General features: G+C 63.1%; 14 protein-coding genes. 6 read left to right on the top strand and 8 right to left on the bottom strand.

What is annotated here, in order from left to right; genetic code table 11:
* The first annotated feature begins 11 nt into the window (after positions 1-11).
* Complete coding sequence (locus tag EPN80_RS03375) at positions 12-1,325, top strand: class I SAM-dependent RNA methyltransferase (protein WP_293023663.1); 1,314 nt, start codon at positions 12-14, stop codon at positions 1,323-1,325.
* Here EPN80_RS03375 and EPN80_RS03370 read toward each other — a convergent pair.
* From EPN80_RS03370 to EPN80_RS03355, 4 genes are read right to left on the bottom strand one after another with little or no spacing between them, the layout of a single operon-like run.
* Positions 1,297-2,055 (bottom strand): 5'-methylthioadenosine/adenosylhomocysteine nucleosidase, encoded by a 759-nt coding sequence (locus EPN80_RS03370; protein WP_293023660.1) that lies wholly within the window; start codon positions 2,053-2,055, stop codon positions 1,297-1,299. The genes EPN80_RS03375 and EPN80_RS03370 overlap by 29 nt on opposite strands.
* Before the next feature lie 18 nt (positions 2,056-2,073).
* Entirely contained in the window at positions 2,074-3,513 is a 1,440-nt protein-coding gene (locus tag EPN80_RS03365) for an NAD(P)(+) transhydrogenase (Re/Si-specific) subunit beta (protein ID WP_293023658.1), read from the bottom strand.
* Complete coding sequence (locus EPN80_RS03360) at positions 3,510-3,833, bottom strand: NAD(P) transhydrogenase subunit alpha (RefSeq protein ID WP_293023655.1); 324 nt, start codon at positions 3,831-3,833, stop codon at positions 3,510-3,512. Before EPN80_RS03360 ends, EPN80_RS03365 begins: the two co-directional genes overlap by 4 nt.
* An 18-nt stretch (positions 3,834-3,851) precedes the next feature.
* Positions 3,852-4,985: a Re/Si-specific NAD(P)(+) transhydrogenase subunit alpha gene (locus tag EPN80_RS03355; RefSeq protein WP_293023652.1), complete on the bottom strand. Its 1,134-nt coding sequence runs from the start codon at positions 4,983-4,985 to the stop codon at positions 3,852-3,854.
* 257 nt (positions 4,986-5,242) lie between these two features.
* Between EPN80_RS03355 and EPN80_RS03350 the strand changes: the two genes are divergently transcribed.
* Genes EPN80_RS03350 through EPN80_RS03340 form a run of 3 tightly spaced genes read left to right on the top strand, consistent with a single transcriptional unit; the run spans position 5,243 to position 8,454 of the window.
* Complete coding sequence (locus EPN80_RS03350) at positions 5,243-5,731, top strand: NUDIX hydrolase (protein WP_293023651.1); 489 nt, start codon at positions 5,243-5,245, stop codon at positions 5,729-5,731.
* A complete protein-coding gene (gene mnmA / locus EPN80_RS03345) occupies positions 5,728-6,816 on the top strand; it encodes a tRNA 2-thiouridine(34) synthase MnmA (protein WP_293023649.1) in 1,089 nt (362 codons plus the stop codon). The genes EPN80_RS03350 and mnmA overlap by 4 nt, the downstream gene beginning before the upstream one ends.
* Before the next feature lie 36 nt (positions 6,817-6,852).
* A complete protein-coding gene (locus EPN80_RS03340) occupies positions 6,853-8,454 on the top strand; it encodes an FMN-binding glutamate synthase family protein (RefSeq protein ID WP_293023647.1) in 1,602 nt (533 codons plus the stop codon).
* A gap of 60 nt (positions 8,455-8,514) precedes the next feature.
* Here EPN80_RS03340 and EPN80_RS03335 read toward each other — a convergent pair whose 3' ends face one another.
* Positions 8,515-9,129: a glutathione S-transferase gene (locus tag EPN80_RS03335; RefSeq protein WP_293023645.1), complete on the bottom strand. Its 615-nt coding sequence runs from the start codon at positions 9,127-9,129 to the stop codon at positions 8,515-8,517.
* Between the two features lie 223 nt (positions 9,130-9,352).
* Here EPN80_RS03335 and purB point away from each other — a divergent pair, with 223 nt between their 5' ends.
* Positions 9,353-10,732, top strand: a complete 1,380-nt coding sequence (gene purB / locus EPN80_RS03330) for an adenylosuccinate lyase (protein WP_293023643.1) — start codon at positions 9,353-9,355, stop codon at positions 10,730-10,732.
* Positions 10,733-11,017: 285 nt separating this feature from the next.
* The gene (locus EPN80_RS03325; protein WP_293023640.1) at positions 11,018-11,440 is read left to right on the top strand and encodes a diacylglycerol kinase; all 423 of its coding nucleotides are present in this window, start codon (positions 11,018-11,020) and stop codon (positions 11,438-11,440) included.
* Between the two features lie 133 nt (positions 11,441-11,573).
* Here the strand turns inward: EPN80_RS03325 and secF are convergent, their stop codons facing one another.
* The 3 genes from secF to yajC form a co-directional block, all read right to left on the bottom strand.
* Positions 11,574-12,551: a protein translocase subunit SecF gene (secF, locus tag EPN80_RS03320; protein ID WP_293023637.1), complete on the bottom strand. Its 978-nt coding sequence runs from the start codon at positions 12,549-12,551 to the stop codon at positions 11,574-11,576.
* Between the two features lie 30 nt (positions 12,552-12,581).
* On the bottom strand, positions 12,582-14,474 hold the full coding sequence (secD, locus tag EPN80_RS03315) for a protein translocase subunit SecD (protein WP_293023634.1): 1,893 nt from the start codon (positions 14,472-14,474) through the stop codon (positions 12,582-12,584).
* Between the two features lie 82 nt (positions 14,475-14,556).
* Positions 14,557-14,823, bottom strand: coding sequence for a preprotein translocase subunit YajC (yajC, locus tag EPN80_RS03310; protein WP_293023848.1), 267 nt, complete (start codon positions 14,821-14,823; stop codon positions 14,557-14,559).
* Between the last annotated feature and the right edge of the window lie 3 nt (positions 14,824-14,826).

The raw sequence follows: 14,826 nt of genomic DNA, 5'->3' as shown, positions 1-14,826 counted from the left end.
GCCGCTTCGTTATGTCCTCATTCGAATTTTTCGCGCCGTGCCCGCGTGGGCTGGAAGAGGCGTTGGCCGCCGAGCTGCACGAGCTGGGTCATGTGGCGCCGCTGGCCGTCGGCGCGCAGGTGCCTGGCGGCGTGCACTTCGCCGGTCCGTGGGCGGCCGGCATGGCCGCCAACCTTCACTCCCGCATCGCCAGCCGCGTGCTGTTGCGCATCGCGCAACGCGCTTACCGCAGCGAACAGGATATTTATGCGTTGGCGATGGAGCAGCGCTGGGAAGACTGGTTCTCCGCGCGGCAAACGCTGCGCGTCGACGTGACCGCAATCAAGGCGCCGCTCAAGAGCCTCGAATTCGTCACGCTGCGCATCAAGGACGCCATTTGCGACAGGCTGCGCGACAAAACCGGCGCGCGGCCGAGCATCGATACCGCGCAACCCGACGTGCGCGCATTCGCGTTTCTGAACGCGCAACAGGCGACGCTGTATCTCGATACCTCCGGCGATGCGCTGTTCAAGCGCGGCTGGCGTCTGGACAAGGGCGCCGCGCCGTTGCGGGAAAATCTCGCAGCGGGTATTTTGCGGTTGGCCGGCTGGCGTCATGGCATGGCGCCGGCGGTGCCGCTATATGACCCGATGTGCGGCAGCGGCACGTTCCTTGCCGAGGCCGCGCAAATCTGCCTTGGCGTGCCGGCTGGCGTGATGCGCCGCTTCGGTTTCGAACGGCTGCAGGGTTATGACATCAACGCCTGGCAGACGCTCAGGCAACAGGCGCTCGACGCCCAACAGACCGCTCGCGCCCATGCCGAGCCGCTGCCGATCTACGGCAGCGATATTTCCGGTGACATGCTGATAAAGGCGCGTCTGAATTTCGAGCGCGCCGGGTTGCCGCCGCTGTCGCTCAAGCAGGTCGATGCGCGCGTGATGGTGCCGCCGAGCGCCGAGGCCGGCATCATCGTGACCAACCCGCCTTATGGCGAGCGGCTGGACGTCAGGGGACGGGGCCCGGGGCGCCGTGACGATGACGGCGTGGACGAAGGGGACCACGAGTATGGCGATGCCGGGTTTCGCCGGGCGCGGCCGGACAGTGTCGACGCCGAATTTTTCCAGGCATTCGGCAATGCGCTCAAGCAGCGCTTCGCCGGCTGGACAGTGCATGTGCTGACCGCCGATATGCGTCTGCCGGGCCAGATGCGTCTGCGCGAGGCGCGCCGCACGCCGCTGTTCAATGGCGCCATCGAATGCCGCCTGTTCCGCTTCGACATGATTGCCGGCGCGGTGCGCAAGCGACCCGCCTCAGGCTCTAGCGATCCAGTGTCAGAAAACGCTTGATGATGCCGTGCGAGTAGACACTCGCCACGTTCTTCAGGAATGGCGGGAAGTCGACGTGCGCCTGGTCATTGGCGTTGTCCGACACGGTGCGCATTACCGCGAATCGCACGCCGTATTCGTAACACACCTGGGCGACCGCGGCGCCTTCCATCTCCACTGCCAGCGCATCGGGTGCCGCCGCGAGCAATGCCGCGGCGCGCGCATGGCTGCTGATGAACTGATCGCCGCTGAGCACCAGGCCGGCATGCACGCGCGGCACGTCGATCCGAAAATGCCGCAGCGTGGCCGCGTCGATCCGGCGCGGCAACTGCTCTGTCAGGAACGCGCCTGCGGCCTCGACCAGTTGCGCGCTGAGCTGCGGATCGGCGTCGAAGCGGCTTTTTCCAAGCAACGGCACTTCGTGCCTCGGAAATAGCGGTTGCGCATCGAGGTCGTGCTGCATCAGCGCGTTGGCCACCACCACATCGCCCACCGGTAGGCCCGGAGCAATGCCGCCGGCCAGACCGGTGAACAGCAGGCGGTCGATCTTGAACTCATGGATCAGGGCGGTGGCAGTGGCCGCCGCCGCGACCTTGCCCAGTCGCGCCAGCACGATGACGCACGCGTGCCCATCGAGGGTGCCGACGTAGTAGTCGCGCATGCCAATGCGCGCAATGCGTGCGCCGGGCTCCATATCCTGCAGGAGCTCGGCGATTTCCTCATGCATGGCGGCAACGATGCCCAGGGTCATAGTGGGTGTTCCAAACGATTACTCGATGGCCTTGACCATCTCTTCGACGACCTTCTTGGCGTCGCCGAAAACCATCATGGTCTTGTCCATGTAAAACAGCTCGTTGTCGAGTCCGGCATAGCCGGCGGCCATCGAGCGCTTGTTGACGATTACTGTCTTGGCCTTGTAGGCCTCCAGGATCGGCATGCCGGCAATGGGCGAGGCCGGGTCGTTCTTGGCCGCCGGATTGACCACATCGTTGGCGCCCAGCACCAGCACCACGTCGGTCTGCCCGAACTCACCGTTGATGTCCTCCATCTCGAACACCTGGTCGTACGGCACCTCCGCCTCGGCCAGCAACACGTTCATATGGCCGGGCATGCGCCCGGCCACCGGGTGGATCGCATAGCGAACATTGATGCCGTGCTCGGTGAGCTTCTCGGTCAGCTCCTTGAGCGCGTGCTGCGCGCGCGCCACCGCCAGCCCATAGCCGGGAACGATCACCACCGACTCCGCGTTGCTCATCAGGAACGCCGCGTCGTCGGGCGAGCCGGACTTGACCGGGCGCTGTTCCTGCTGTCCCTTCGCGCCGGCCGTGGCGGTCGCGCCGAACCCTCCCAGCAACACGTTGAAGAACGAGCGATTCATGGCTCGGCACATGATGTACGAGAGAATCGCCCCGGAGCTGCCGACCAGTGAGCCGGCGATGATCAGCATCGGATTGTTCAGCGAGAAGCCGATACCTGCGGCAGCCCAGCCCGAATACGAGTTCAGCATCGACACCACCACTGGCATGTCGGCCCCGCCGATCGGGATGATGATCAACACGCCCAGTGCGAAGGCGATTGCCGTCATCAGCAGGAACGGCAGCCAGCTCTGCGACAGAAAGAAAATCAGGCCAAAGCCCACCATGGCCAGCGCCAGCATCAGGTTGATCAGATGCTGGCCCGGGTAGACGACCGGCGCGCCCTGAAACAGGCGGAACTTGTATTTGCCCGAGAGCTTGCCGAATGCGATCACCGAACCCGAGAACGTGATGGCGCCCACGAAGGTGCCGATGAACAGCTCCAGCCGGTTACCCAGCGGCAACGCGAAATCGCCCGGCGGCGCGATGCCGAATGCGCTGGGCTCGGACACCGCCGCGATCGCGATACATACCGCGGCCAGGCCGATCAGCGAGTGCATTGCGGCGACCAGCTCGGGCATTTTCGTCATCTCGACGCGCCGTGCGATGACCGCACCGATCGTGCCGCCCACCACCAGCCCGATGGCAATCAGGCCGATCCCCGAAACGCCGCCGCCAGCCATGCGCCGCAGTTCGTAGATCAGCGCTATGGTGGTCAGGGCGGCGATAAGCATGCCCGCCATGCCGAACAGGTTGCCCCGCCGCGCGGTCTTGGGGCTCGAGAGGCCCTTGAGCGCCTGGATGAAGCAGATCGATGCCAGCAGGTACAGCAACGTGACCAGATTCATGCTCATGACTGCCCCCCGGCTTGTTCGCTTTTCTTCGGTTCTTTCTTCTTGAACATTTCGAGCATGCGCTGGGTAACCAGGAAGCCCCCGAATACGTTGACCGCGGCCAGCGTCACCGCCAGCACGCCCATCACCTTGCCGATGCCGCCGTTGGTGAGCCCCGCGGCGAGCATTGCTCCGACGATGATGATCGCGGAAATGGCATTGGTCACCGCCATGAGCGGCGTGTGCAGTGCCGGCGTGACATTCCACACCACGTGATAGCCGACGTAGACCGCCAGCACGAAGATGATCAGGTTGATAACCGTATGGTTGACGAGTTCCATGTTGTCCTCGGCTGCGATTCAGGAGTTTTGACGCAACACCTGCCCGTCCCTGCACATCAGGCAGGCGGCGACGATGTCATCGTTCATGTCGATGGCGAGCTGACCTTCCTTGTTGATCAGTAGCTTGAGGAAGTCGAGCACGTTGCGGGCGTACAGGGCCGAGGCGTCGGCGCTGAGCATGCCCGGCAGGTTGGTGTGCCCCACCAGATGCACGCCATGCTTGACGACGATCCGGTCGGGCTCGGTCAACGGGCAGTTGCCGCCGCCGTTGGCGCCACGACCTGCCGCCAGATCGACTACCACCGAGCCGGGTTTCATGGCCTTGACGGTATCCTCCGAGAGCAGCATCGGGGCGGGTCGTCCCGGGATCAGCGCGGTGGTGATCACAATGTCGGCCTGACGGGCGCGCTCGTGCACCAGCTCGGCCTGCCGTTTGATCCAGTCGAGCGGCATCGGGCGCGCGTAGCCGCCCACGCCCTGGGCAATCTCGCGCTCCTCGTCGGTCAAGAGCGGCACGTCGAGAAACTTGGCGCCCAGCGATTCGATCTGTTCCTTGACGGCCGGGCGCACGTCGGAGGCCTCGATGACCGCGCCCAGCCGCTTGGCCGTGGCGATCGCCTGCAGGCCCGCCACGCCGGCGCCCAGGACCAGTACACGCGCGGCCTTGACGGTGCCGGCCGCAGTCATCAACATCGGCATGAAGCGCTGATACACGTTGGCCGCGACCATCACTGCCTTGTAGCCGGCGATGTTCGCCTGCGAGGAGAGCACGTCCATGCTCTGCGCGCGCGTGGTGCGCGGCGCGGCTTCCAGCGCAAAGGCCGTGAGATTGGCCGCGGCCAGCTGGGCGTTGTTCTCGCTGTCGAAGGGGTTGAGCATGCCGATGAGCACCGTGCCGGCGCGCAACTGGGCGAGCTCCGCCGTGACTGGCGTGCGAACCTTGAGCAGGATGTCGGCACCTAACACCGCGGCGGTATCGCCAATGCGCGCTCCGGCCGCTTCGTAGAGCGCGTCTGGCACGCTCGCGCCGAGCCCGGCGTCATGTTCGACTGTCACCTGATGGCCGGTGGCCACCAGCTTCTTGACAGTCTCCGGCGTGCCTGCGACGCGGGTCTCGCCCGGCCAGCGTTCCAATGGTATGCCGATATGCATCTCCACTCCTTCCCTGTTTTAAATGTGCGCGTCCGGCGTGACAAGCGTGCCGGGGCCACTTGGTTTGATCATTCGAGGGTCTTGCATAAAACGCAGCGGCTAGCTTACCCGAATATAAGAATTGTGAATATTCGTAAGCTGGCTATATCGATATTACCGGCATGCGCAGTCGGGTTTATGTCAAGAACGGGACGCAGCAGCCATGCGGCGGGGTTTTCGTCCAAACGGTAGAATAGCGGCTTGCTACGGAATCCCCCATGACACAACGCTGGAAACCCCATGTCACCGTAGCGGCCGTGATTGAACAGGACGGCCGCTTTTTGCTGGTCGAGGAACGAACATCCGACGGCCTTCAATTGAATCAGCCGGCTGGCCACCTCGAATCTGGCGAGTCGCTGTTGCAGGCCGTAGTGCGCGAGACCCGCGAGGAAACCGCACGGACGTTCGAGCCCGAGGCACTGCTGGGCGTTTATCAGGCGCGCGGCAACACGCCGCAGAACCAGGAGGTCACTTATCTGCGCTTTGCCTTTGTCGGCCGGGTGGGCGAACCGCTGGCCGGCCAGGCGCTGGATGAAGGCATCGTGCGTACGCTGTGGGCCTCGCCCGAGCAAATCCGGGCGGAGCGGGCGCGCCATCGCAGTCCGCTCCTGATGCGGTGCGTCGACGATTATCTGCGGGGGCGGCGTTATCCGCTCGACCTGATTTATACGCACGCCGTGCCCGCCGACGCACCGGAGGGATCATGAGCCGGCAGCGCGTGGTGGTCGGCATGTCGGGCGGGGTCGACTCGTCCGTGACGGCCTGGCTGCTCAAGGAGCAGGGTTACGAGGTGGTCGGTCTCTTCATGAAGAACTGGGAGGACGACGATGACGGAGAATATTGCTCGACCCGGCAGGACTGGATCGATGTCGTCTCGGTGGCGGACCTGATCGGCATCGACGTCGAAGCGGTCAATTTCGCCGCCGAATACAAGGACCGCGTGTTCGCCGAATTTCTGCGCGAGTATTCGGCAGGCCGCACGCCCAACCCGGACGTGCTGTGCAATGCCGAGATCAAATTCAAGGCGTTTCTCGATCATGCGGTGGCGCTGGGCGCCGAGTCCATCGCGACCGGCCACTACGCCCGCGTGCGTGAGCGCGACGGACGGTTCGAGCTGCTCAAGGCCAGGGATTCGAGCAAGGATCAGAGCTATTTCCTGCACCGGCTCAATCAGGCGCAGTTGTCGCGCACAATGTTTCCGCTCGGTGAAATACCCAAGACCGAGGTGCGCGAGATCGCCGCGCGCATTGGCCTGCCCAATGCGAAGAAGAAGGACTCCACCGGCATCTGTTTCATCGGCGAGCGGCCATTTCGGGAGTTTCTGAATCGCTATTTGCCGACCCGGCCCGGTCCGATGAAAACGTCGGACGGCAAGATCGTCGGCGAGCATATCGGGCTGGCGTTCTACACGCTCGGGCAGCGCAAGGGGATCGGCCTGGGCGGCAGCCGCGAAGGTTCGGGCGAGCCCTGGTTCGTGGCGCGCAAGGACATGAGCGAAAACACGCTGTATGTGGTGCAGGGGCACGATCACCCCTGGTTGCTGATGCACACGTTGCAGGCGACCGACCTGTCGTGGGTCGCCGGCGAGCCGCCGCGCGAAGGATGGCCATGTGCGGCCAAGACGCGCTACCGGCAGGCCGATGCGCCGTGCCTGGTTCGGAGTGTCAGCCAGGCGCACCTCGAACTGCATTTCGATGCGCCGCAGTGGGCCGTCACGCCAGGACAATCGGCAGTGCTATACGACGGCGACGTATGTCTGGGCGGCGGCATTATCGAGAGCACGCAGGCGTGATCGCGGTGTACGAATCCCAATAAGAAGGAGACGGGTATGTGGTCCAGGCGTTATCTGGCTTTTTGGGGCGCTGTCATCGTTCTGGCGGCAACCGCCTGGGCGGCGGCGCTGGGGCGGTTGAGCTGGCTGTGCGTGGTGATACCGGCGGCGCTCGTGTTGCTCGGCGTACGGGACATCGGGCAGCCGCGCCACTCGGTGCTACGCAACTATCCGCTGTGGGGGCACCTGCGGTTCCTGCTCGAATTCATTCGTCCGGAGATTCGTCAGTATTTCGTCGAGGACGATACGGCCGAGACGCCGTTCTCGCGGGCCCAACGCAGCATCGTCTATCAGCGCGCCAAGGGCGAAGTCGACAGCCGCCCGTTCGGCACCGAGCTGGATGTGAAGGTGGCAGGCTACGAGTGGATCAGCCATTCGCTCGCGCCGACCAAACTGCCGTCGCATGATTTTCGCATTGTAATTGGCGCGGACCGCGCGCAGCCTTACTCGGCATCGATTTTCAACGTCTCGGCGATGAGTTTCGGCGCCTTGTCCGGCAATGCCATTCAGGCGCTCAATCGCGGCGCCAAGCTCGGTGGCTTCATGCACGATACCGGCGAAGGGTCGATTTCTCCCTATCATCGCGAGCATGGCGGCGATCTGGTTTGGGAGGTGGCCTCGGGATACTTCGGCTGCCGTAACGATGACGGCTCTTTCAATGCCGATAAATTTGCCGAGCAGGCGCGCTCGCCCCAGGTGAAAATGATCGAGGTGAAGCTCTCGCAGGGCGCCAAGCCGGGGCATGGCGGGGTCTTGCCGGCCGCCAAGGTGACGCCCGAGATTGCGGCCACGCGTGGCGTCCCGATGGGCCAGGACTGCATTTCGCCGGCCACTCACTCGGCGTTCTCGACGCCGCTCGAATTGCTGCAGTTCGTTGATCGGCTGCGCACCCTGTCGGGCGGCAAGCCGACCGGTTTCAAGCTATGCATCGGGCACCCGTGGGAGTTCTTTGGCATCGTCAAGGCGATGCTGGAGTCCGGCATCCTGCCCGACTTCATTGTGGTCGACGGCGCCGAGGGCGGCACCGGGGCCGCACCGCTCGAATTTACCGATCATGTCGGCATGCCGCTGCAGGAGGGCCTGCTGCTGGTGCATAACACGCTGGTTGGCACGAATCTGCGTGAACGCATCAAGGTTGGCGCTTCGGGCAAGATCGTCACCGCTTTTGATATCGCGCGCACGCTGGCGATCGGCGCGGACTGGTGCAATTCGGCGCGCGGGTTCATGTTTGCGATCGGTTGCATTCAATCGCAAAAGTGCCACACGGACCGCTGTCCGACCGGCGTGGCGACCCAGGACCGGCTGCGCCAGCGCGCCTTGGTGGTGCCGGACAAGGCCGAACGCGTGCACCAGTTCCATCACCATACGCTGCACGCGCTGCAGGAGCTGATTCAGGCCGCCGGCCTGACGCACCCGACCGATTTGCGCGCGCATCACATCGTGCGGCGCATTTCGTCAAACGAAGTGCGCCTGCTGTCGGAGTTGCTGAAATACCTGGCGCCTGGCGATTTGCTGATTGGCAATTTCCGCTATCAGCTGTACGAGAAATATTGGCCGCTGGCCCGCAGTGACAGCTTCAGCCTTCAGCCGTCGGCCTGAGAGGCAACAAAAAACCTGCCGGATCCGTCGAATCGGGCAGGTGGCTCGAGTGTGCGGGATTCAGCCTTGCGGCGGCTGCGTGTCGATGAACGACTGCCGTTGCGACAGGCGTTCGAAGTATTTGCCCAAGGCCGGATGAGCCGCGCGCCAGTCGATATCGGGCGCACGCAAATCGAGATAGCCGAGCGCGCAACCGACCGACAGATCCGCCAGGCTCAGGTGATTGCCGGCGCACCAGGAGCGCTCTCCCAGGCCATTGGCCATCGCGTGCAGGCTCGTCTCGATCTTGTCCCGTTGGCGATCGAGCCAGGCCTGGGAGCGATGTGCAGGCTCATGGAATTTCCCTTCCAGCCGGATCAGCACGGTCGCATCGAGTACCCCGTCGGCCAGGGCTTCCCAGCAGCGGACCTCGGCGCGTTCGCGACCCGATGGCGGGATGAGCCTGCCAACCGGCGTGAGGGTATCGAGATACTCGCAGATCACGCGCGAATCGAACATCGCTTCGCCGTCTTCCATGATCAGGCAGGGGATCTTGCCGAGCGGATTGGCGTCCCGGACATGCGAGTCGGGCGCCCAGGGATCTTCCAGCACGAACTGGTAGTCGATTTTCTTTTCCGCCATGACGATACGCACTTTACGAACGTACGGGCTGGTCAGCGAGCCGATTAACTTCATGGGGTTCCTTAGAAAATAACTGGAGCCGAGTATACCGTGCAGTTTGCCGCGAATGCGTCTGACTGTGGTACCGGAGAAACACCGAGAGGGTAACTCCCAACTTGGGGTTGACAGGCATGCCGCGGCCGCACGGACGGCAGGGCGGGGATGGTAAAATTCAACCTTTCCGGGCGCGGCGTGACCGCTCCCCCCTTTTCCCCGCCTGATCTATTCGTTCTCCACCATGTCCGACGATGCATTTTTCGCGCTCAATGCGCTTTCCCCGCTCGATGGCCGCTACGCCGCCAAGACCGACGCGCTGCGTCCGTGGTTATCCGAAGCCGCCTTCATGCGCCACCGCGTCATGGTCGAAATCCATTGGCTGATTGCGCTGTCGCACGCCGGTTTGCCGGAAATCGCGCCGTTCTCGCCGGCTGGCGAGAAATTCCTGTTGGCGCTGGTCGAGCGCTTCGCCACCGCAGACGCGGCGCGCATCAAGGAAATCGAACGCGTCACCAACCATGACGTGAAGGCGGTCGAATACTGGCTCAAGGAGCAGGTCAAAGGCCAGCCGGAGCTGGAAGCGGCGAGCGAGTTCATTCACTTCGCCTGCACGTCGGAGGACATCAATAATACGTCGCATGGTTTGATGCTCAAGGGCGCGCGCCAGCAGGCGCTGTTGCCGGCGCTCGAGGCGCTGCATCAGCGGCTGGTGGCGCTGGCTCACGAATACGCGGATCAGCCGATGCTCTCGCGCACGCACGGGCAGCCGGCGAGCCCGACCACTCTCGGCAAGGAATTCGCCAACGTGGCCATGCGACTGCAAAGGGCGATCGAGCGTGTGGCGGCGGTGCCGTTGCTGGCCAAAATGAACGGTGCGGTGGGTAACTACAACGCGCATCTGTCGGCTTACCCCGAGCTCGACTGGGAGAGCTTCTCGCGTCGCGTGATCGAGGAGCGGCTGGGCCTGAGCTTCAACCCGTACACGATCCAGATCGAGCCGCACGACTACATGGCCGAACTGTTCGATGCCGTGGCGCGTGCCAACACGGTACTGCTCGATCTGAATCGCGACGTGTGGGGCTATATTTCCCTCGGGTATTTCAAGCAAAAAACCAAGGCGGGCGAAATTGGCTCGTCGACCATGCCGCACAAGGTCAATCCGATCGATTTCGAGAACTCCGAAGGCAATCTGGGTTTGGCCAACGCGATGCTGCGCCATTTGGCCGACAAGCTGCCCGTGTCTCGCTGGCAGCGCGACCTGACCGACTCGACGGTGCTGCGCAATATCGGTGTGGCCTTCGGCTACGGCCTGCTGGCCTATGACGCATGCCTGCGAGGCTTGGGCAAGCTGGAGCTCAATCCGCAGCGCCTGAACGACGAGCTCGACGGGTGCTGGGAAGTGCTGGCCGAACCGGTGCAGACCGTGATGCGGCGCTATGGCGTGCCCAACCCCTATGAACAACTCAAGGATTTGACGCGCGGCAAGGGCATTACTCGTGAGGCGCTGCACGCCTTCATCGGGCAACTGGCGATCCCCGACGAGGCGAAGGCCCGTCTGCTGGCCATGACGCCATCGAGTTATGTCGGCAAGGCCATCGAGTTGGCAAAACGCGTGGCCTGAGTCGGTGGCGTGCATGAGGCGCGCTCGGGTGTGGCGGTGTCCGGTGGAACTGCGCGGGCATCCGCCAGCCTAATGCGGGATCATGCGGCGCCCTGGGACTGGGGGCATCGCGCAGACAGGCGCCGGTGTCATATGCTGCTGGTACCATGCCGATAGCCGCTGATGCAGAGTGAGTTCCGGGGTTGCCGCGATGTGGCCCGCGTGGCGCGTACCACGTGGTGATCCTGGCGGCGGACGTCCTCGCCGATGGCGACTGTTGGAAGCTACCTTGAGAGAGCACGCATCTTGCCGAACCCTTCATCGTCTGATCGAGATCCGCAAGGCAATCCGTACAAAACCAATCGAGGGTTGGCGCGAGCATGGCGTGCGTTGCTGCACTCATATAGCGGCATCCGCTATGCCATTCTCGAGGAGAGCGCATTTCGCCAGGAGCTGACCCTGGCGGCGATTTTGATCCCTGTTGCCGCAGTGATTCCAGTGAGCGCGGTCGAACGGCTGTTGTTAATCGGCTCGGTGCTGCTGGTGTTGATCGTCGAATTGCTGAATTCCAGCGTCGAAGCCGCGATTGACCGGATTTCGCTCGAAAAACACGAACTGTCCAAGCGGGCCAAGGATTTCGGCAGTGCCGCCGTTCTCATGGCCCTGTGCCTATGCGGGCTGACGTGGCTGTTGCTGGTCGGCCCGCTTTTACTGGCGCGTTTCGGCTGACCGTTGCGGTCGCGGCCGGGCGATCGCCCGGCGGGTTCCGGCCCAACAGGCGCGCTCTTGATCTCCTGGCCCCAGAAAAGAAAAAGCTCCCGCCGGGTCATCTGCGGGAGCTTCCAGTCGATTGGTCGTCGGCCTAGACTTGCGCGCCGAAGTTCGGGTCGTTGCGATCGGCCGAGTCGCCGCTGTCCTTGCTGCCGCTCTTGATCAGGTCTTCTCGCTTGACGCCAAGCCACATGGCCATGGCAGCGGCGACGAACACCGACGAGTAGATCCCGAAGCAGATCCCCACAGTCAGCGCCAGCGAGAAGTAGTGCAGCGTCGGCCCGCCGAAGAAGAACATCGATAACACCATCATTTGCGTGCTGCCGTGCGTGATGATGGTGCGCGACATCGTGCTGGTGATCGCATGGTCGATGACGTGCGGCACCTCGGTCTTGCGCATCTTGCGGAAATTTTCCCGAATCCGATCGAAGATAACCACCGATTCATTGACCGAGTAACCAAGCACCGCCAGCACGGCCGCCAGTACCGAGAGCGAGAACTCCCATTGGAAGAACGCGAAAAAGCCCAGAATGATCACCACATCGTGCAGGTTCGCGATGATCCCGGCGACCGCAAATTTCCATTCGAAGCGAAACGACAGGTAAATGACGATGCCGATCACGACAAACAATAATGCCAACAAGCCGTTGATCGCCAGTTCCTTGCCGACCTGCGGGCCAACGAATTCAACGCGCTGCAGCTTGGCCGTGGCGTCTTGTGCCGACAGCGCCTGGAACACTGCCTGACTTTGTGCGGAGCTGGTCTCGGTCTTGCCGTTCACGGCCTTCTCGAGCGGCAGGCGGATCATCACGTCACTGGAGGTGCCGAAACTCTGCACCTGGGCATCGCCGTAACCCAGTTTGCCGACAGTACTGCGGATCTGATCGAGATTGGCGGCGTGATCGTAATTGACCTCCATCACCGTGCCGCCCGTGAATTCGATCGACAGGTGCAAGCCTCGGTGAATCAAAAAGAACACCGCGGCGACGAACGTGATGGCCGAAATGATGTTGAAAATCAGGGCGTGCCGCATGAACGGCACGTCTTTTTTGATACGGAAAAATTCCATGACGTATTCCTCTTGCGCTGGGCGATCGCGTTATTGTTTGGGCGACTCGGCGGTGCCGGCGCCGTCCGGCCGCCACACCTGACCGATCGCCAGCGACTTGAGCTTGCGGCGACCGCCGTACCAAAGGTTGGCCAGGCCACGCGCAAAAAAGACCGCGGAGAACATCGACGTCAGAATCCCGATGCAGTGCACGATGGCAAACGCGCGTACCGGACCAGAGCCGAAGGCCAGCAAGGCCAGACCAGCGATCAACGTGGTCGCATTGGAGTCGAGAATGGTCGCCCAGGCGTGTTCGAAGCCGGCGGAGATGGCCTTTTGCGGCCCGGCTCCGCCGCGCAGCTCCTCTCGTATGCGCTCGTTGATCAGCACGTTGGCATCGATGGCCATGCCCAGCGTAAACGCGATTGCGGCGATCCCAGGCAGCGTCAGCGTGGCCTGCAGCATCGACAGCACGGCAATCAGCAGGAGCAGATTGACCAGCAGCGCGAGCACCGAGAACATGCCGAACAGCATGTAGTAGAGCACCATGAAGACGGCGATGGCTGCCAGCCCGTACGTCACGGAATGGATCCCTTTCTTGATATTGTCGGCGCCCAGGCTCGGGCCGATCGTGCGTTCCTCGACGATATTCATCGGCGCCGCAAGCGAGCCGGCGCGCAGCAGCAGCGCGAGGTCGTTGGCCGCCTGGGGCGAACCCATGCCGGTGATCTGGAAGTTCTGGCCGAGTTCGCTGCGAATCGTGGCCACGGTCAGGACTTCGCCTTTGCCGTTTTCGAACAGCACAATACCCATTGGCTTGCCGATGTTGTCGCGCGAGACGTCTCGCAACACCCGCCCGCCTGCGGAGTCAAGCTTGATGCTGACCGACGGCTGCTGCTGCTCATCGAAGCCGGCCGACGCGCTGGTGATGCGGTCGCCACTGAAAATGACCTGGCGTTTTAGGAAAACCGGGGCGCCATTGCCATGCAGGAAAAGTTGATCGCCAGGCGGCACAGGCGTGTCGGCGGTCGGATAGCGCGGCGCGTCGGGATCGGCCAGGCGCGCTTCGAGTGTCGCGGTGCGGCCAATGATTTCCTTGGCCTTGGCGGTGTCCTGTACGCCCGGCAATTGCACGACGATGCGATCGGCGCCTTCCTGCTGGATGATTGGCTCGGCGACCCCGAGCTCGTTGACCCGGTTGTGCAGGGTCAGGATGTTCTGCTTGATGGCCGCTTCCTGCACGGCGCGGCGCGAGGTGTCGCTGAACGCGCCGATCACGTTGTACTTGCCGGCGCTGGCCGGCTGAACGGTATATTGCAGATCGGGCAGATGGTCGGCCAGCACGTCACGCGCCTTGTTCGCAGCATTCTCGGAGTCGAGCTGCACCTGGAGCGTGCCGTCGGGCGTGCGGCTCACGCCGTCATTACGGATGTCCTTGTCGCGCAACAGCGTTCGCGCGTCGCCGGCGATGGCCTCGAGCTTCTTGCTGATGGCCCCGGCCATATCGACTTGCAACAGAAAGTGGACACCGCCGCGCAAATCCAGGCCGAGATACATCGGCAGCGCATGCAGCGCGCTCATCCAATGCGGCGAGGCCGATACGAGGTTGAGGGCGACCACATACGTCGGATCGCTGGCGTCCGGGTTGAGCGTCTGTGCCAGCAGATCCTTGGCGCGCAATTGCGTGTCGGTATCGTGGAAGCTGATGCGTACGGTCGGATTCAGGTTGCTGTTGTCGAATTCGGCCCCGTCGAACGCAATGTGATTGCTCGTCAGAATACCCTCGGCCCTTTCGAGCAGCGCGGGATCGGCCTTGACCGTGGCCTTGACGCTGAGGATCTGGACGGCCGGCACGTCACCGAACAGATTGGGCGCAGCGTACAACAGGCCGATGGCCAGGGCCGCCAGGATGACGATGTATTTCCAGAGAGGGTAGCGATTCATGATCGGCAGCGGAGCAGGTGCGTCGAAGGAGCCGGAAACGGGTCCGCCGTCGCGGCGGACACCTGGCGATACGCGGAGCGGGTCAGAGCGACTTCAGCGTGCCCTTGGGCAGCAGCGTCGTGACGGCGCTCTTTTGCACGCTGATTTCTATGCCTTCGGCAATTTCGACGCTGATGAAATTATCGGCAACTTTGGTGATTTTCCCGGCCAGGCCGCCGGAGGTGACGATTTCGTCGCCCTTGGTCAATTCGGCAAGCATGTTGCGGTGCTCTTTTTGGCGCTTCATTTGCGGCCGAATCATAATGAAGTACAGCACCACGAACATCAATACCAGCGGCAGGAAGCTCATCAG

Origin of the sequence: Pandoraea sp. (genome assembly GCF_004297875.1) — a bacterium.
GTDB lineage: Bacteria > Pseudomonadota > Gammaproteobacteria > Burkholderiales > Burkholderiaceae > Pandoraea.
The sequence above is the reverse complement of the archived record's forward strand: the minus strand, read 5'-3'. Positions and strand labels throughout refer to the sequence as shown.

What these genes read in the sequence shown, in the direction of transcription:
- EPN80_RS03375 (WP_293023663.1), top strand. Translation starts at nt 12, where the DNA reads ATGTCCTCATTCGAATTTTTCGCGCCGTGCCCGCGTGGGCTGGAAGAG.
- EPN80_RS03370 (WP_293023660.1), bottom strand. Translation starts at nt 2,055, where the DNA reads ATGACCCTGGGCATCGTTGCCGCCATGCATGAGGAAATCGCCGAGCTC.
- EPN80_RS03365 (WP_293023658.1), bottom strand. Translation starts at nt 3,513, where the DNA reads ATGAGCATGAATCTGGTCACGTTGCTGTACCTGCTGGCATCGATCTGC.
- EPN80_RS03360 (WP_293023655.1), bottom strand. Translation starts at nt 3,833, where the DNA reads ATGGAACTCGTCAACCATACGGTTATCAACCTGATCATCTTCGTGCTG.
- EPN80_RS03355 (WP_293023652.1), bottom strand. Translation starts at nt 4,985, where the DNA reads ATGCATATCGGCATACCATTGGAACGCTGGCCGGGCGAGACCCGCGTC.
- EPN80_RS03350 (WP_293023651.1), top strand. Translation starts at nt 5,243, where the DNA reads ATGACACAACGCTGGAAACCCCATGTCACCGTAGCGGCCGTGATTGAA.
- mnmA (WP_293023649.1), top strand. Translation starts at nt 5,728, where the DNA reads ATGAGCCGGCAGCGCGTGGTGGTCGGCATGTCGGGCGGGGTCGACTCG.
- EPN80_RS03340 (WP_293023647.1), top strand. Translation starts at nt 6,853, where the DNA reads ATGTGGTCCAGGCGTTATCTGGCTTTTTGGGGCGCTGTCATCGTTCTG.
- EPN80_RS03335 (WP_293023645.1), bottom strand. Translation starts at nt 9,129, where the DNA reads ATGAAGTTAATCGGCTCGCTGACCAGCCCGTACGTTCGTAAAGTGCGT.
- purB (WP_293023643.1), top strand. Translation starts at nt 9,353, where the DNA reads ATGTCCGACGATGCATTTTTCGCGCTCAATGCGCTTTCCCCGCTCGAT.
- secF (WP_293023637.1), bottom strand. Translation starts at nt 12,551, where the DNA reads ATGGAATTTTTCCGTATCAAAAAAGACGTGCCGTTCATGCGGCACGCC.
- secD (WP_293023634.1), bottom strand. Translation starts at nt 14,474, where the DNA reads ATGAATCGCTACCCTCTCTGGAAATACATCGTCATCCTGGCGGCCCTG.
- yajC (WP_293023848.1), bottom strand. Translation starts at nt 14,823, where the DNA reads ATGAGCTTCCTGCCGCTGGTATTGATGTTCGTGGTGCTGTACTTCATT.